The sequence below is a fragment of the Pseudoclavibacter sp. RFBA6 genome, from assembly GCF_002931575.1.
Classification (GTDB): Bacteria; Actinomycetota; Actinomycetes; order Actinomycetales; family Microbacteriaceae; genus Pseudoclavibacter; species Pseudoclavibacter terrae.
Genome location: NZ_PSUA01000012.1, coordinates 137530 through 153775 on the forward strand (window position 1 = coordinate 137530; position 16246 = coordinate 153775).

Consider the following 16246-nt stretch of genomic DNA (forward strand, 5'->3'; position numbering starts at 1 on the left):
GGGGTGAAGTGCCGGTATTCTGGATGCACTATGGCGAACTCTCCACAAGCCAGCGCAGCAGCGGAAAAAGAGCCGGGTCGCTTCAAGCAGATCTGGCAAGTCCTCAAGATGACGGTCAAGTACGACAAGACCGCACCTTGGATCATGGCCGCTGCCGTGCTCGTCCCCCTGATCATCGCAGCGCTCGTGAGCATCTTCCTCCCCGGGTCGAACGCGCTCATCTGGATCCTCACGATGATCCTCGGCCTCATGGTCGGTCTGCTCCTCTTCATGTTCACGCTGAACTGGCGCGCCGAACGGGTTGCGTTCGGGCAGCTCGAAGGCCGCGCGGGTGCTGCAGGCCAGGTGCTCACGAGCGCCCTGCGCGGAACGTGGCAGACGAGCGAGATGCCCGTCGCGTTCAACGCCAAGACGCAGGATGCCGTGTACCGCGCGGTCGGCAAGCCCGGCGTCGTGATCCTCAGCGAGGGCAGCAAGGCCGGCACGAAGCGCTTGCTCGACGATGAGCGCCGCAAGACCGCGCGCATCCTGCCGAACGTCCCGATCCACCACTTCCACGTTGGCACGGGAGCTGACGACGTGAAGCTCGTGCAGATCCGGAAGACGCTCAACAAGCTCCCGAAGAAGCTCACGAAGCCGGAGATCGTCGCCGTGACGAGCCGCCTGAAGGCGCTCGGCAGCAACGCCCTCCCCATCCCCAAGGGGATCGACCCGATGCGGATGCGCTCCTCGCGTTCGCAGATGCGCTGACCTGCAGCATCCCCGCCACAGACTCGCCCTGCCGCTCTACACGAGCCGCAGGGCGAGTTTCGTCATGATGTCGTGACCGCCGCGCTGGTCGCTGTCCCACACGAGCATGGGAAGCACGAGCGTCACCAGCAGCTGGCGGAGCAGGGGTCGAAGGTAGCCAGGCGCTGAGCCATCGAGCCTCGTGACTCGCATCCGGAACACCAGGTGCCCGATGGAGCCGCCGAACAGCATGATCCCGACGGTCGTCATCGCGAAGAAGAGCAGCAGAATGGCGATCGAGTCGTACTCGAAGAAGACGAAGGCAAGTCCCGCCGCAACCGCGTAGTCGATGATGAGCGCCGGCACGCGGCGGCGCATCGGCGCCATGCTGCCACGACCCTCTTCCGGGTAGCCCAGGCGGTAGCCCGGGTAGCGGTTGTTCTCCGGTCGAGCGAACTCCGGGCTGCTTGACTGTGCGGGCATCCGAAAAGCTTACCGTCGGACAGAGGCGGAGGGCGGGCCCCTGACGGCCGCACTATCACGCTCTGCGTAACGTGCGCGAAACATAACAGTGACCACTGGGCAACAGCGAGTGGTTAGCTTGTGACAGGACCCCGTCCGCCAACACCTTCGACACGACCCGGAGAAGCCATGTTCAAAGAACCGTCTGAAGTCCTCGCCTATATCACCGACAACGATGTCAAGTTCCTCGACATCCGCTTCACCGACCTCCCCGGTGTGCAGCAGCACTTCAACATCCCCGCGTCGACCGTCGATGAGGAGTTCTTCTCCGTCGGCCAGCTCTTCGATGGCTCCTCGATCCGCGGCTTCGCGTCGATCCACGAGTCGGACATGCAGCTCATCCCCGACGTCACCACGGCGTACCTCGACCCGTTCCGCGAGGCGAAGACCCTGATCATGGTCTTCGACATCTACAACCCCCGCACGGGTGAGATCTACCACCGCGACCCCCGCCAGGTCGCGAAGAAGGCTGTCGACTACCTGTCCTCGACGGGAATCGCGGACACCGCGTTCTTCGCACCAGAGGCGGAGTTCTACATCTTCGACGACGTGCGCTACTCCGTGACGTCGAACCAGAGCTTCTACTCCGTTGACTCCGAAGAGGGCGCCTGGAACTCGGGCCGCGAAGAAGAGGGCGGCAACCTCGGCAACAAGACGCCGTTCAAGGGCGGCTACTTCCCCGTCTCCCCCGTCGACAAGACGGCTGACCTGCGCGACGACATCACCCTCAAGCTCATCGAAGCCGGTTTCATCCTCGAGCGCTCGCACCACGAGGTGGGCACGGGCGGCCAGCAGGAGATCAACTACCGGTTCGACACGATGGTCAGCGCCGCTGACGACATCCTGAAGTTCAAGTACATCGTCAAGAACACGGCCGAGCAGTGGGGCAAGTCGGCCACGTTCATGCCGAAGCCGCTCTACAACGACAACGGCTCCGGCATGCACACGCACCAGTCGCTGTGGAAGGACGGCGAGCCGCTCTTCTACGACGAGGCCGGCTACGGTTCGCTGTCCGACACGGCTCGCTGGTACATCGGCGGACTGCTCGCGCACGCCAACTCGCTCGCCGCATTCACCAACCCGACGACGAACTCCTACCACCGCCTGGTGAAGGGCTTCGAAGCCCCAATCAACCTCGTCTACTCGGCGGGCAACCGCTCGGCTGCGATCCGCATCCCGATCACGGGCTCCAACCCGAAGGCGAAGCGCATCGAGTTCCGCGCGCCGGACGCCTCGGCCAACCCGTACCTCGCGTTCGCCGCCCAGCTCATGGCTGGCCTCGACGGCATCCAGAACCGTATCGAGCCGCACGAGCCCGTCGACAAGGACCTCTACGAGCTTCCCCCGGAAGAGGCGAAGAACATCCCGCAGCTCGCGACCTCTCTGCCCGAGGCGCTCGCAGCTCTCGAGGCTGACCACGAGTACCTCACGAAGGGCAACGTCTTCACGCCGGAGCTGATCGAGAACTGGATCAACTACAAGACGGTCAACGAAGTGCAGCCGCTCGCGCAGCGCCCGCACCCGTACGAGTTCGAGCTCTACTACGGCGTGTAGCCGTCAGAGCAGTTCCGCGACCGGCCCGTCTCGCTCCCGCGAGGCGGGCCGGTCGCCTTTAGGCGCCGGCGCCGGTGTCTCCGCATCCGCTCAGGCTGACGCTCGACGACGTGGCAAGCTGGACGGATGGACGACGAAGAGCTTCGCGCGCAAGCCCTGGCCGCCATCGACCACCACAAGCGCATCGCGGCGAGCATCCACGCGGCGGCCGTCCGCCGCCTGTCGTCCGAGCCGCAGAGCGAGGACTGGCAGCGGCACAATGCCGACGTCGATCGCTGCATCGACGAGCTCCTCGCCCACGAGTTCACCACCGCCAAGTCGGCGCTGCAGGCCCTCGCCTCGCATGAGGCACAGCACGCCGTCGGCATCGGCCGGCAGTCGGGCCTCGACGCCGTCCTGATCGCCGACAGCCTCGAACGGGCGATCCACGACCAGCAGGCCGCAGAGTCCTAGACGCCCGTCCCAGCCTCGGTCGGTGAACGTGCGACTGCCCCGCATCCGTGCTACTCGCCGTAGAAGCGTCGCTCGAACACGCGCCGCGCTCGGCGCGTCTCACCCAGGTAGTCGTCCTCGAGGAGCGGACCAGAGCCTGGCGCGTAGCCCAGGGCCCGCGCGACGGCGTCGAGCGTCGGACCGTCCTGCGGGAGGAGGTCCGACTGCTTGTTCGTGGCCAGGTACAGCGCCGAACGCACCCGAGACGCCAGGAGCCACGCGTCTTTGAGCTGATTGGCCTCGGCAAGCGTCAGCAGTTCCGCTTCCTGGGCGGCGTCGAGGGTCTCGAGGGTCGAGGTCGTGCGAAGTGCCGCTGTGTGCATCGCGTGCTGCAGCTGCAGGGTCTGCGCGAGCCACTCGACGTCGCTCAGGGAGCCGCGGCCCAGCTTCAGGTGGCGTTTCGGGTCAGCTCCCTGCGGAAGACGCTCGTTCTCCACGCGCGCCTTGATTCTGCGCACCTCACGCAGCCCGTCTTCGGAGAGCTCCTTGCCGTAGCGCACGTCGTCGACCAGGTCCATGAAGCGGTCGCGCACGTTCGCGTCGCCGACGACATCGTGGGCGCGGAGCAGCGCCTGCGTCTCCCACCCGAGAGACCACCGCGCGTAGTAGCTGCGGTAGGCCGACAGGGAACGCACGAGCGGGCCCGACTTGCCCTCGGGCCGGAGACCCGCATCCAGGTCGATCGGCATCCGCGGGTCCGCCGTGAACTCGACGATGCGGTGCACGAGCGCGAGGGCCCGCCGGCTCGCGAGGTCAGGGTTGGAGAAGTCACCGGGCTCGAACACGTAGAGCACGTCGAGGTCCGAGCCGAAACCGAGCTCGCGGCCGCCGTAGCGGCCCATGGCGATGATCGCGAATGGCGGATACTCGACCCTGTCGATGCGACGGACCGCGTCGTACGCGCCCTGCAGGGTCGCCGTCGCGATATCCGAGAGGCCGGCCCCCGTCTGCTTGATGTCGATGAGGCTCAGCAGCCCGCCGATCGCCAGACGGAGCACCTCTCGGCGGCGGAACGTGCGCAGAGCACGTCGGAGGGCCACCTCGTCGTCGTGACGACGGATCGTCGTCGCAACCTCGTCGAGGAGCGCGCTGAGCGAACGCGGCTTGAGCTGCGCGTCGTCATCGAGCCACTTCACCGCCTCCGGGTAGAGCTCGAAGAACTCCGCCGCGAACTTGGAGCCCGAGAGCAGCTGAGTCAGGCGCTTCGCGGCGGCCGAGCTGTCGCGCAGCAGCCGCAGGTACCAGGCCGTGTCGCCGAGACGCTCTGAGAGCTTGCGGAAGGCGAGGAACCCGCTGTCCGGGTCGCTCCCCTGCGAGAACCAGTCGATGAGCACCGGGAGCAGCGTGCGCTGCATGATGGCACGCCGGGAGACGCCCTTCACGAGCGCGGTGATGTGCGCGAGCGCGCCCTTGGGGTCGAGGAAGCCGATCGCGCGCAATCGAGCCTCTGCCTGGTCCGAGCTGAGCGCGAAGCCAGCCGTGGGCAGGGCGGCGACCGCAGAGAGCAGTGGCCGGTAGAAGACCTTCTCGTGCAGACCCCTGACCCGCAGCTTCACCCGCTGCCACTCGTCCGTGAGCTCTCGGGAGTTCGCGAAGCTGGCGGAGCGCGCGAGCACGGCACGCTCGATGTCGCTGGTCGGCATGAGGTGCGTGCGTCGGAGCGCGCGCAGCTGGATGCGGTGCTCGAGCAGCCTCAGGAACTCGTAGTCCGACGAGAACTGGTTCGCGTCATCCCGCCCGATGTACCCGCCCTCGCTGAGCGCTTCGAGGGCCGCGAGCGTCGAGCGCTCTCGGACGCTCTCATCGTGCTGCCCGTGCACGAGCTGGAGCAGCTGCACCGTGAACTCGATGTCTCGCAGACCGCCCGGGCCGAGCTTGAGCTGCAGGTCGACCTCCTCGGCGGGGATGTGGTCGGTCACGCGCTCACGCATGGCGCGCACCTGCTTGACGAAGTCGGCCCGGCTGGCGCTCGCCCAGATCATCGGTTCGACTCTGCGCTCGAAGTCCGAGCCGAGGCGCAGGTCGCCCGCCATGGCCCGTGACTTGATGAGGGCCTGGAACTCCCAGTTCTTCGCCCAGCGCTCGTAGTACTTGGCGTACGAGTCGATGGTCCTGACCAGCGCGCCGTCCTTGCCCTCTGGACGGAGATTCGCGTCCACCTCCCACAGGGCCGGCTCGACGTCGGTGGAATCGATGACGCGCATCGTGAGGCTCGCGAGCCGCGTCCCGATCTCGACCGCCCTCGGCACCGCGACTCGTTCGGGGTCTGACGACTCGGCGACGAACATGATGTCAACGTCGCTGATGTAGTTGAGCTCCTCCGCGCCCGCCTTGCCCATGCCGATGATCGCGAGGCGAACGCACTCGACCTGTTCGGCGGGGAATCGACCGAAACCGCTCGGTGGCGACTGCGTCTCCGCTCGCGCGACCATGATGGCCGCATCCAGCGTCTCTCCGGCGAGATCGGCGAGCGCACGGCTCACCTCTCGGACGCACCCGCGTTGATCATCCTGAGCGAGGTCGAACGCGGTGATTCGCGCGAGCTCGGTGCGGTAGCGGATGCGGAGCGAGCGAATCGCATCGGACCCGGTCAGCTGGGCAACCGCCATGCCGAAGCCACCGTCGGCGTCAGCGCGCTCGGCATCCACGCCCACGCTCGCCGCCATGCGACGCTGCAGCTCCTCACGGGTCGGCAGCTCCGCCTCACCCGACTGGACGACCTCCATGGTGCGCGGGTGCCGCAGGAAGAACTCGGCGAGGCCGGTCGATGCGCCGATCAGGCGCACCACCGTCTTCGCGTTGGGCCGTTCGGCGAACAGCGAGTCCACCGCACTCGGGTGCTGCCTGGCGAGGTACACGAGCCACTGCAGCGCCTGGTCCGGGTCCGCGACGCGCTCGTCGACGACCGAGAACAGGTCGTCCGCACGCACCCCCGTGAGCTCGGTCAGTTCCGCGAGGTGCGGCTCTGCCTCGCTTGGCGCGGCAAATCCGGCCCTTGCGAGGCGCGTGCGCAGTCCGTCGGAGCGCACGGCTTACAAGGCGTGCAGGTTCGAGGCCAGCTCGAACGGGGTGACCTGTGCGCGGTACTGCTTCCACTCGGCGCGCTTGTTCGCGAGGAAGTACGCGAACACCTGCTCGCCGAGCGTCTCTGCCACGAGTTCCGAGTTCTCCATGATGGAGATGGCCTCGTTGAGGCTCGAGGGCAGCGGGTCGAAGCCGAGCACGCTGCGCTCGCGAGGCGACATCTCCCAGATGTCGCCTTCGATCTCAGCGGGCAGCTCGTACTCCTCCGAGACGCCCTTGAGCCCAGCGGAGAGCAGGACGGCGTACGCGAGGTACGGGTTCGCGGCTGAGTCGATGCCGCGGTACTCGACACGCGCCGAGCCGCCCTTGTTGGGCTTGTAGGTCGGGATGCGCACGAGAGCCGAGCTGTTGTTGTGGCCCCAGCAGGCGTAGCTGGGGGCTTCGTCGCCACCCCAGATGCGCTTATAGGAGTTGACGAACTGGTTCGTCACGGCGGTGATCTCAGGTGCGTGCTTGAGGAGACCTGCGACGAAGTGCCTGCCGATCTTCGAGAGCTGGTACTCGGCCCCCGGCTCGTGGAAGACGTTCGTGTCGCCCTCGAACAGCGAGACGTGCGTGTGCATGCCGCTGCCGGGGTGCTGCCACATGGGCTTCGGCATGAACGTCGCGTACACGCCCTGCTCGATGGCCACTTCCTTGACGACCGTGCGGAACGTCATGACGTTGTCGGCCGTGTTGAGCGCGTCAGAGAAGCGGAGGTCGATCTCGTTCTGCCCGGGTCCAGCCTCGTGGTGGCTGTACTCGACGGAGATACCGAGGTCCTCCAGGATGCGGACAGCGCGGCGACGGAAGTCGTGTGCGGTGCCGCCGGGGACGTTGTCGAAGTAGCCGGCGTTGTCGGCGGGCACGGGTTCGCCGTTGAGCGCCTCATCCGACTTCAGCAGGTAGAACTCGATCTCAGGGTGCACGTAGAACGTGAATCCCTGCGCCGAGGCCACGTCGAGCGCGCGGCGGAGCACCCGACGCGGGTCGGTCACGGAGGGCTGGCCATCCGGCGTAGAGATGTCGCAGAACATGCGCGCCGTCGGGTCGATGTCCCCACGCCACGGCAGCATCTGGAAGGTCGATGGGTCCGGGTGGAGGAGCATGTCCGCCTCGGAGCGCCTCGTGAAGCCCTCGACGGCGGAGCCGTCGAGCCCGATGCCCTCGTTGAAGGCACCCTCGACCTCCGCCGGTGCGATAGCCACGGACTTCAATGTTCCGAGAACATCCGTGAACCACAGGCGGATGAACTTGATCCCGCGCTCCTCGATCTGGCGGAGTACGAAGTCCTGCTGCTTGTCCACTCGGGCTCCAATTCTTGTTGTGCGCCTCCCCATAGGCTACTGGGCTTGAGGCCGCCCCGCCGTATGATGGCCTGCATGTCTCAGGCCAGTGCACCGAAGCGAGTCCGAATTCGACACTTCCAGGCGGCCAAGGCCGCTGGTGAGCGCATTACCGCACTCACCAGCTACGACGCCATGACCGCTGCGGTGTTTGACGAAGCCGGCATCGACGTGCTCCTCGTCGGCGATTCCGCCGCGACGACCGTGCTCGGCGAGACCTCCACGCTGCCCGTCACGGTCGACGAGCTGATTCCCATGGCGCGCTCCGTCGCGCGCGGCGTGTCGCGAGCCCTTGTCGTCGCGGATCTCCCGTTCGGCAGCTACGAGCGCGGACCGGAGCAGGCGCTGGACACTGCGGTCCGCTTCATGAAAGAAGCAGGCGTGCAGGCGGTGAAGCTCGAGGGCGGCGTGCGATCACACGCGACCATCAAGCGCATCGTGGAGGCGGGCATCCCCGTCATAGCCCATATCGGCTACACGCCGCAGAGCGAGCACGGTCTCGGTGGGCACGTCGTCCAGGGCAGGGGCGACTCGGCTGAGCGCGTGCGCGCGGATGCACGAGCCGTGCAGGACGCGGGCGCCTTCAGCGTCGTGCTCGAGATGGTGCCGGCGGTGCTCGCCGCCGAGATCACCCGGGAACTCGTCATCCCCACCATCGGCATCGGCGCCGGTGCCGAATGCGACGGGCAGATCCTCGTCTGGACTGACGCGATGGGCCTCGGCACGGGGCGCGTGCCGCGATTCGTCCGCAAGTACGCGGACCTTCGCACGACGCTCCTCGACGCGGCATCCGCGTACCGCGACGAGGTCAAGTCAGGGGCGTTCCCGTCAGCCGCCGAGAGCTTCGAAGACCAGACCAGCTAGCGGCGTCAGACGGCCGACGGAGGTGCGAGTCAGCGGTCCTCGTCGGCTTCCTCCTCGGCCCAGGCCCTTGCTCGCTCCTGCAGCTTCTCGGGGGCACGCTTCGCCTCCGCCTCAGAGGCGAACGGGCCGACGAGCTCGGAGCCGAGGGACTGCTTTCCGGCCTCGACCTCTCCCGTGCGCGAGTTGTACCAGAATTCCTGTGCATGCGTATCGGTCATAGGCTCAAGCGTATGCCGAAAGACCCGAGAACCGGACTCCTCACACCCGGCCGAAGCGCACCAGTCAGATCCGTCCCGTCCTCGATCGCCCGACCGCCGTACGTCGGCAAGCAGGCACCCGACACGTGGACCGGCGGTGACGTGTACACGCCAGACGAGGTCGCACGCATTGCTCGAGCCTCCGCCATCGCCGCCGACGCGCTCCAGCACCTGCAACAGCACGTCGTTCCCGGCATCACGACGGACGAACTCGACAGCATCGCCCACGAGTTCGTGACGGCCCGCGGCGCCTACCCATCGACACTCGGCTACCGCGGGTTCCCGAAGGCAAGCTGCACCTCGCTCAACGAAGTCATCTGCCACGGGATCCCCGATGACACACGGCTCGAATCGGGCGACATCCTCAACGTCGACATCACCGCCTACTTCGAGGGGATGCACGGCGACACGAACCGCATGTACCTCGTCGGTGAGGTGGATGAGGAGTCGCGGCTGCTCGTCGAGCGAACCCACGAGGCCATGATGCGCGGTATCGCCGCCGCGAAGCCGGGTCGCCAGGTCAACGTCATCGGCCGAGTCATCGAGAAGTACGCGGGCCGGTTCGGCTACGGGGTCGTCCGGGACTACACGGGTCACGGGGTCGGCGGGGCGTTCCACTCCGGCCTCATCATCCCGCACTACGACGCTCCCCAGTACACGACCGTCCTCGAAGAGGGCATGGTCTTCACGGTCGAGCCCATGCTCACGCTCGGAACATCCGACTGGCGTCTCTGGGAGGACGGATGGACGGTCGTCACCGCCGACGGGTCCCGCTGCGCGCAGTGGGAGCACACCGTCGTCGTCACCGCGGACGGAGCCCGCCTGCTCACGGTTCCGACAGCCTGACGCCCCCGATGGCGAAGGGCCATCGCCCCCCGCGCCCGATATGCTCGCAGGCATGGGGAAGAGCAGAGCCACGAAGGCCATCGGCATCGACATCGGCGGGACCGGCATCAAGGGAGCGCTTGTCGACCTGCAGACAGGAGAGCTCCTCTCCAAGCGTCGGAAGGTGCCGACTCCGGTCGGCGGGGACCCCCGCGAGGTGATCGAGGCGACGATGGAGATCGTCCGGAAGATCTGGGCCAAGGACCTCGACGGCGACACCGACGTGCCGGTCGGCATCAGCGTCCCCGCGATCGTCAAGCACGGCGTGACCCGGTCAGCCGCCAACATCTCGCCGCTGTGGATCAACTTCGCGGCTCGCGCGGCGTTCTCGGAAGCTGTGGGCCGGGAGGTCGCACTCGCCAACGATGCGGACGCGGCCGGCATCGCCGAGGTCCGATTCGGCGTCGCCCACGGCCGGCTCGACAGCGTCATCATGACCACGCTCGGCACCGGCATCGGCACGGCGATGTTCTACGGCGGCCACCTGTTCCCGAACTCCGAGCTCGGCCACATCGGCATCGGCGAGCACAGCGACTACGAGAAGTACGCGTCGTCGAAGGTCCGGGAGCGCGAGGAGCTGTCATTCGCGGAATGGGGGGCTCGCCTCACCCCGTACTACCGTCACCTCGAAGCGCTGTTCTCCCCCGACGTGTTCATCGTCTCCGGGGGCATCTCGAAGCAGGCCGATGAGTTCCTCCACTACATCGATGTGGAGACGCCGATCGTGGTGGCCGAATTCATGAACAACGCCGGGATCGTCGGCTCGGCGTGCCTCGCAGCAGAGCACTGGGTGTAGGACTTTCAACCACGACGAGAGGCCGGGGCGACGCGTCGCCCCGGCCTCTCGTCTCCAAGCTGAGGTGAGCAGGCCGACCGATACGCCGGGTTCTGTCCCGACTTGCGTCGGGGGCGGCCATCTCTCTCGCTCGCACGTTGCCGCGCGAATCTAGCGGCCTACCCGGGGACTCGGCGAGCAGCGTCGTCATCCCCTGTATGGCCTTGCTCCGGACGAGGTTTACCGTGCGGCACCTGTCACCAGGCACCCGGTGGGCTCTTACCCCACCCTTTCACCCTTACCCCTGCGTCCCGGAGGACGTCCCGCTCCTCGAAGGAAGCGGCGGCGGGGCGGTCTGCTTTCTGTGGCACTGTCTCGCGGGTTTCCCCGGGTGGGCGTTACCCACCGTCCTGCTCTATGGAGCCCGGACGTTCCTCGGCATGGTCTCCCATGACGCGACCGCCTGGTCGACCTACTCTTCGCCAATACTATCGCGATCCACAGAACCTCTTGCTTGTGATGACAGCAGGACCAACTCCTGGTCCTCCTCGGTTGTCCTGCAAAACAACAAAATCGGCCCAGGCCCAGGGGGTTCTCACCGCACGGGGCATCGATTGATAACGACTTAGTGAACGGCGTGGATGAACTCATATGTTCGTGTACGCTCCAAAAGCGCACGGCATTCCCACACGCAGATCTCAGGAATGCAGTGCTCGAACCGTTGCGCTCCAGCAGCGACTCCCGGGCAATGACTGCCCGGAACGACGGTTCGCTCGCAGTCAAGGACTTAAGGAGGAGTTCAATGACAACATCCACGAAGCGGCGCGCCGCAACAGCGGTTGCCGCACTCGCAGTAGCCGGTCTCGGGCTGACAGCCTGTTCCGGTGGACCCGGTGTGCAGGAAAACGCAGGCGGCCCCAGCGACAACAAGGTCACGGTCTACGGTACGCTCGTCGATTCCGAGGCCGCCCTGCTCGAAGAGTCCTGGGCCGCCTGGGAAGAAGAGAACGGCATCGAGATCATGTACGAGGGCTCCAAGGAGTTCGAGACACAGATCTCGGTGCGCGCGCAGGGAGGCACCCCGCCAGACATCGCCATCTTCCCGCAGCCCGGTCTCATGGGCGACCTTGCAAGCGGCGGACTGCTGACCGAAGCACCCGAAGGTGTGGTCAGCAATTTGGAAGAGTACTGGTCTGAGGATTGGAAGACTTACTCCTCGTACGACGGAACCGTGTACGGTGCGCCGCTCATGGCTAACCTCAAGGGCTTCATCTGGTACTCCCCGCAGTTCTTCAAGGACAACGGATTCGAAGCGCCCGCCACATGGGAAGAACTCATCACGCTGACCGGTGAGATCCAGGCCAAGACCGGAAGCGCACCTTGGTGTGCCGGCTTCGGCTCAGACGCAGCCACCGGCTGGCCCGGCACGGACTGGGTCGAAGACCTCGTCATCCGTCTGCACGGACCGGACGTCTACGATCAGTGGGTTGCCAACGAGATTCCCTTCACCGATCCGCGCATCCAGGAGGCGTTCAATGAGGCAGGCAAGATCCTCACCAATCCCGACTACGTAAACGCGGGTTTCGGGGATGTTCGCTCGATCAACTCGACGGCCTTCGGCGACGTAGCTCCCAAGATTGTTGACGGAACCTGCGCGCTCCACCACCAGGCTTCCTTCTACGACGGCTACATCACTGAAGCAGGCGGCACCGTCGGCGAGGACGGCGACGTCTGGGCCTTCATGACGCCTCCCGCTGAGGGCAAGGAACAGGCGGTCACCGGCGGTGGCGAGATCGTCGGCTCATTCAACTCGGACGAAGACACCGTGAAGGTGCAGGAGTACCTCTCCAGCCCAGAGTGGGCGAATAGCCGAGTCTCGCTCGGTGGCGTCATCAGTGCCAATACTGGTCTGGACCCCACGAACGCATCGAGCCCGATTCTGCAGGAGTCCATAGCGATCCTCCAGGACCCGGAGACGACTTTCCGGTTCGACGCCTCTGACCTCATGCCTTCGGCAGTCGGCGCAGGCACGTTCTGGAAGGGCATCATCGACTGGGTCAACGGCACGGACGTCAACACTGTGACGACCCAGATCGAATCCGGCTGGCCCTCCAGCTAAGCACCCGTGTGGAGCATCCGGCTGTACCGGATGCTCCACACTCACTCCACCGCACGGACGACGTCGTCCCCCGCGAACGTGCTTGTCTGCCACCCTGGAAGGTCACAATGGCAAGTTTCTTCACGTGGCTGGCTCAACAGCCACCACTCCTACAAGTCCCGATTGTCATCATCGCGTTCCTCGCGGTCGTCGCACTCATCGTCTACTTCGTTGAGCTCGCACCAAGGCCCGGTACCAAGTACACGGTCCTCCGCCTCGTGGTCTGCATTGCAGTCCCGGTCGCGCTCGTCTTCATTCTCGGCACCTACACATGGGCGGCCATTGTCGCCATCGCGCTCGGTGCCCTTCTGTTCTGGCTCGACCTTCGCTCACGTGAAGGTGCCGGGTACCTCATCGCTCTGATCGGCTTCCTGGCGCCCGCTCTCGTGCTCGTCACCATCGGACTCATCGTTCCGAGCATCCAAACCACTGGCCAGGCGTTCACCAACAAGTCCGGCGACTTCGTCGGCCTCGAGAACTTCATCTGGATCTTCACGCAGCCGAGCGGTATCCGGACGGTCCTGAACACGATCATCTGGGTCGTCGTCACCCCGGTCCTCTCAACGGTCGCTGGCCTCGCCTACGCCGTCTTCATCGACAAGTCACGCGGGGAGAAGTTCCTCAAGGCGCTCGTCTTCATGCCGATGGCCATCTCGTTCGTCGGCGCGTCGATCATCTTCAGGTTCATGTACACGGCGCGTCCTGCCGACCAGGACCAGATCGGTCTCCTCAACCAGATCATCGTCTGGTTCGGCGGACAGCCCTACGACTTCCTGGCTGAGTCGCCGCTCAACACGTTCTTCCTCATCATCGTGCTCATCTGGGTGCAGACCGGCTTCGCCATGGTCGTGCTCTCCGCGGCCATCAAGGGCGTGCCGATGGACCAGATCGAGGCCGCGTCGCTCGACGGTGCAAACCCGTGGCAGCGCTTCATCAACGTGACTGTTCCCGGTATCCGCTCGTCCCTTGTCGTCGTCGTGACGACGATCTCCATCGCCTCGCTGAAAGTCTTCGACATCGTTCGCACGATGACGGCAGGCGCCAACGACACGAGCGTCATCGCCAACGAGATGTACACGCAGTTCAAGACCTTCGAAACCGGACGATCGGCCGCCTTCGCGGTCGTGCTGTTCATCCTCGTGCTGCCGATCATCATCTACAACGCGAACCAGATGAAGAAGCAGAGGGAGATCCGATGAGCGCCATCGTTCCAGTCGAACTTCCCGTCGACACCAAGACGGCGGAGCAGCTCGCGCGAGGCGAGCAGAGCACAAGCGGCAAGGTCAAGAAGAATCTCACCAGTCGATGGGCGACCATCGCGGCGATCGCCATCGCCGTCATCTGGACCATCCCGACGTTCGGACTCTTCGTCTCCTCGTTCCGCCCCAAGGCAGAGGTCGTCAGCACCGGCTGGTGGACGATCTTCGAGAACTGGGGCTTCACCTTCGACAACTACGTCGAAGTGCTTGCCGCAGGCAACACCCAGCTCACGATGGCGCAGGCGTTCCTCAACTCGATCGTCATCGCACTCCCAGCGACGGTCATCCCACTGGCGATCGCCCTCCTAGCCGCCTACGCGTTCGCATGGATGGACTTCAAGGGCAAGAACTGGCTCTTCGTCCTGATCTTTGCGCTCCAGGTCGTGCCGATCCAGATGGCACTTGTGCCGCTCCTGCAACTGTTTGCTCGCGGAGAGCTGTTCGGTGTTCCCGTGATCGCAGCCTTCGGTGCAGATGCCGGGTTCGCACAGGTGTGGATCGCGCACTCGATCTTCGCCATGCCGCTCGCCATCTTCCTGCTGCATAACTTCATCGCGGAGATCCCGCGCGAGGTCATCGAAGCCGCTCGGGTCGACGGCGCGAGCCACGGCCAGATCTTCTTCCGCATCATCGTCCCGCTGACGCTTCCTGCCGTGGCATCGTTCGGGATCTTCCAGTTCCTCTGGGTGTGGAACGACCTGCTCGTCGCGCTCGTGTTCGCGGACGGTGCTGTTGCACCGATGACGAAGCTGCTCGCTGAGATCACGGGCTCACGTGGTCAGGAATGGCCGCTGCTCACAGCTGGCGCGTTCCTCTCCATCCTGGTCCCGCTCATCGTGTTCTTCTCGCTGCAGCGGTACTTCGTGCGCGGCCTGCTGGCAGGTTCCACGAAGGGCTAGTCACCTGCCGGCACCACCACGTGCCAGCAGCCAACCGATGAGGGGGAGCCAATTGGCTCCCCCTCATTCGTGCCCCCGTTCCACGCGGCCTACGCGGGCGCCTGCCGGCAACGTCGTGAGGAGGCCTTTCCCAACTGTGAGGAGCGCACAGCCTAGCGAACAGAACGGACAGAGGAGCGGACAGCAGAACGCCCTCCGCAGATCGCGAGATCTGCGGAGGGCGTTCCGCATGTGCAGATAGCTACTAGCTGGTTGCCGCGCCGCTCGCGAGAGCGTCGTTCGCCTCCTGGAGGCGGATGGCCTCCGTGAGCGCACCGCTGATGCGCTGCTCCGTCTCCGGGTCGAAGATGTGGATGTGGTCGTTATCGGTCGTGACGTAGATCGTCTCGCCGACCTCGGGGTGGCTGCGACCGTCCACACGAGCGACGATGTCCGTGCGCTTCCCGTCGATCATCGAGTGGCCGTAGAGGTATCCCTCGGCGCCGAGCTCCTCGACCAGGTCGACCTCGACCTTGAGGCCGGGCTTCTCCTCGCGCGAGATGATGATGTCGTCCGGGCGAACGCCGACGGTCGCGGTGCCCGACTTGAGCTTCGCCAGCGTCGCGCGCTCGAGCGGGATGACGTCGGTGCCGAAGCGGACGCCCTCGGAGGTCAGGTCGGCACCGAAGATGTTCATCGACGGGCTGCCGATGAAGCCTGCGACGAAGACGTTCTTCGGCTTCGCGTAGAGCTCACGCGGCGTTCCGACCTGCTGCAGCACGCCGTCCTTGAGCACGGCGATACGGTCGCCCATGGTGAGCGCCTCGGTCTGGTCGTGCGTGACGTAGACCGTCGTGACGCCGAGACGGCGGGTGAGGCTCGCGATCTGCGTACGCGTCTGCACGCGCAGCTTCGCGTCGAGGTTCGAGAGCGGCTCATCCATGAGGAAGACCTGGGGGCTGCGGACGATGGCGCGGCCCATCGCAACGCGCTGGCGCTGACCACCGGAGAGCGCCTTCGGCTTGCGGTCGAGGTAGGGCTCGAGGTCGAGGATCTTGGCGGCCTCGAGAACGCGCTTCGCACGCTCTTCCTTGTTGATGCCGGCGATCTTGAGGGCGAAGCCCATGTTCTCGCCGACGGTCATGTGCGGGTAGAGCGCGTAGCTCTGGAACACCATGGCGATGTCGCGGTCCTTGGGCGGGAGATGCGTGACGTCGCGGTCGCCGATGAGGATGCGCCCGCGGTTCACCTCCTCGAGGCCTGCCAGCATGCGCAGCGATGTGGACTTGCCGCAGCCGGACGGGCCGACGAGGACGAGGAACTCTCCGTCGTCGATCTCGAGGTCCAAGCTGTCGACCGCGGGGCGAGCGCCCTCGGTGTAGATGCGCGAGGCGCTTTCAAAGGTCACAGTTGCCATAGGAGTACTCCCTCATTACCGGCAGGTACGTGCCGGACGATCCGTAG

Annotated in this window: 14 protein-coding genes and 1 other RNA gene; 9 read left to right on the forward strand and 6 right to left on the reverse strand. The window is 65.6% G+C overall.

Annotation, left to right across the window (positions count from 1 at the left end):
• The first annotated feature begins 30 nt into the window (after positions 1–30).
• The gene (locus tag C5C17_RS10555; RefSeq protein ID WP_104253342.1) at positions 31–750 is read left to right on the forward strand and encodes a DUF4191 domain-containing protein; all 720 of its coding nucleotides are present in this window, start codon (positions 31–33) and stop codon (positions 748–750) included.
• 36 nt (positions 751–786) lie between these two features.
• Here the strand turns inward: C5C17_RS10555 and C5C17_RS10560 are convergent, their stop codons facing one another.
• Positions 787–1212: an RDD family protein gene (locus C5C17_RS10560; RefSeq protein WP_104253343.1), complete on the reverse strand. Its 426-nt coding sequence runs from the start codon at positions 1210–1212 to the stop codon at positions 787–789.
• A gap of 168 nt (positions 1213–1380) precedes the next feature.
• Between C5C17_RS10560 and glnA the strand changes: the two genes are divergently transcribed.
• Positions 1381–2805 carry a type I glutamate--ammonia ligase gene (gene glnA, locus C5C17_RS10565; RefSeq protein ID WP_104253344.1) on the forward strand — a complete coding sequence of 475 codons (1425 nt, stop codon included), beginning with the start codon at positions 1381–1383 and terminating at the stop codon, positions 2803–2805.
• 126 nt (positions 2806–2931) lie between these two features.
• Positions 2932–3258, forward strand: coding sequence for a hypothetical protein (locus tag C5C17_RS10570; RefSeq protein WP_104253345.1), 327 nt, complete (start codon positions 2932–2934; stop codon positions 3256–3258).
• 50 nt (positions 3259–3308) lie between these two features.
• Here the strand turns inward: C5C17_RS10570 and C5C17_RS10575 are convergent, their stop codons facing one another.
• Complete coding sequence (locus tag C5C17_RS10575; protein ID WP_104253346.1) at positions 3309–6326, reverse strand: bifunctional [glutamine synthetase] adenylyltransferase/[glutamine synthetase]-adenylyl-L-tyrosine phosphorylase; 3018 nt, start codon at positions 6324–6326, stop codon at positions 3309–3311.
• 3 nt (positions 6327–6329) lie between these two features.
• Complete coding sequence (locus C5C17_RS10580; RefSeq protein WP_104253347.1) at positions 6330–7667, reverse strand: glutamine synthetase family protein; 1338 nt, start codon at positions 7665–7667, stop codon at positions 6330–6332.
• 75 nt (positions 7668–7742) lie between these two features.
• On the opposite strand from C5C17_RS10580, the gene panB reads away from it, so the two are divergent.
• On the forward strand, positions 7743–8570 hold the full coding sequence (gene panB, locus C5C17_RS10585) for a 3-methyl-2-oxobutanoate hydroxymethyltransferase (RefSeq protein ID WP_258066166.1): 828 nt from the start codon (positions 7743–7745) through the stop codon (positions 8568–8570).
• Between the two features lie 29 nt (positions 8571–8599).
• Here the strand turns inward: panB and C5C17_RS10590 are convergent, their stop codons facing one another.
• The gene (locus C5C17_RS10590) at positions 8600–8788 is read right to left on the reverse strand and encodes a hypothetical protein (protein ID WP_104253349.1); all 189 of its coding nucleotides are present in this window, start codon (positions 8786–8788) and stop codon (positions 8600–8602) included.
• Between the two features lie 12 nt (positions 8789–8800).
• Here C5C17_RS10590 and map point away from each other — a divergent pair, with 12 nt between their 5' ends.
• Both map and ppgK read left to right on the forward strand, forming a co-directional pair.
• Positions 8801–9673, forward strand: a complete 873-nt coding sequence (gene map, locus C5C17_RS10595; RefSeq protein ID WP_104253350.1) for a type I methionyl aminopeptidase — start codon at positions 8801–8803, stop codon at positions 9671–9673.
• Positions 9674–9725: 52 nt separating this feature from the next.
• Complete coding sequence (ppgK, locus tag C5C17_RS10600) at positions 9726–10508, forward strand: polyphosphate--glucose phosphotransferase (RefSeq protein WP_104253848.1); 783 nt, start codon at positions 9726–9728, stop codon at positions 10506–10508.
• A gap of 65 nt (positions 10509–10573) precedes the next feature.
• Here the strand turns inward: ppgK and rnpB are convergent.
• Positions 10574–10962, reverse strand: an RNA gene (gene rnpB / locus C5C17_RS10605) — RNase P RNA component class A.
• 327 nt (positions 10963–11289) lie between these two features.
• On the opposite strand from rnpB, the gene C5C17_RS10610 reads away from it, so the two are divergent.
• From C5C17_RS10610 to C5C17_RS10620, 3 genes are all read left to right on the forward strand, one after another.
• Positions 11290–12606, forward strand: coding sequence for an ABC transporter substrate-binding protein (locus C5C17_RS10610; RefSeq protein WP_104253351.1), 1317 nt, complete (start codon positions 11290–11292; stop codon positions 12604–12606).
• 107 nt (positions 12607–12713) lie between these two features.
• Positions 12714–13844: a carbohydrate ABC transporter permease gene (locus tag C5C17_RS10615; RefSeq protein WP_104253352.1), complete on the forward strand. Its 1131-nt coding sequence runs from the start codon at positions 12714–12716 to the stop codon at positions 13842–13844.
• Positions 13841–14803: a carbohydrate ABC transporter permease gene (locus C5C17_RS10620; protein WP_104253353.1), complete on the forward strand. Its 963-nt coding sequence runs from the start codon at positions 13841–13843 to the stop codon at positions 14801–14803. The genes C5C17_RS10615 and C5C17_RS10620 overlap by 4 nt, the downstream gene beginning before the upstream one ends.
• A 244-nt stretch (positions 14804–15047) precedes the next feature.
• On the opposite strand, the gene C5C17_RS10625 is transcribed toward C5C17_RS10620, so the two are convergent.
• Positions 15048–16199, reverse strand: coding sequence for an ABC transporter ATP-binding protein (locus C5C17_RS10625; protein WP_104253354.1), 1152 nt, complete (start codon positions 16197–16199; stop codon positions 15048–15050).
• Positions 16200–16246: the final 47 nt, after the last annotated feature.

What these genes read in the sequence shown, in the direction of transcription:
- C5C17_RS10570 (WP_104253345.1), top strand. Translation starts at nt 2,932, where the DNA reads ATGGACGACGAAGAGCTTCGCGCGCAAGCCCTGGCCGCCATCGACCAC.
- map (WP_104253350.1), top strand. Translation starts at nt 8,801, where the DNA reads ATGCCGAAAGACCCGAGAACCGGACTCCTCACACCCGGCCGAAGCGCA.
- C5C17_RS10615 (WP_104253352.1), top strand. Translation starts at nt 12,714, where the DNA reads ATGGCAAGTTTCTTCACGTGGCTGGCTCAACAGCCACCACTCCTACAA.
- C5C17_RS10620 (WP_104253353.1), top strand. Translation starts at nt 13,841, where the DNA reads ATGAGCGCCATCGTTCCAGTCGAACTTCCCGTCGACACCAAGACGGCG.
- C5C17_RS10560 (WP_104253343.1), bottom strand. Translation starts at nt 1,212, where the DNA reads ATGCCCGCACAGTCAAGCAGCCCGGAGTTCGCTCGACCGGAGAACAAC.
- C5C17_RS10625 (WP_104253354.1), bottom strand. Translation starts at nt 16,199, where the DNA reads ATGGCAACTGTGACCTTTGAAAGCGCCTCGCGCATCTACACCGAGGGC.
- C5C17_RS10610 (WP_104253351.1), top strand. Translation starts at nt 11,290, where the DNA reads ATGACAACATCCACGAAGCGGCGCGCCGCAACAGCGGTTGCCGCACTC.
- ppgK (WP_104253848.1), top strand. Translation starts at nt 9,726, where the DNA reads ATGGGGAAGAGCAGAGCCACGAAGGCCATCGGCATCGACATCGGCGGG.
- glnA (WP_104253344.1), top strand. Translation starts at nt 1,381, where the DNA reads ATGTTCAAAGAACCGTCTGAAGTCCTCGCCTATATCACCGACAACGAT.
- C5C17_RS10555 (WP_104253342.1), top strand. Translation starts at nt 31, where the DNA reads ATGGCGAACTCTCCACAAGCCAGCGCAGCAGCGGAAAAAGAGCCGGGT.
- panB (WP_258066166.1), top strand. Translation starts at nt 7,743, where the DNA reads ATGTCTCAGGCCAGTGCACCGAAGCGAGTCCGAATTCGACACTTCCAG.
- C5C17_RS10590 (WP_104253349.1), bottom strand. Translation starts at nt 8,788, where the DNA reads ATGACCGATACGCATGCACAGGAATTCTGGTACAACTCGCGCACGGGA.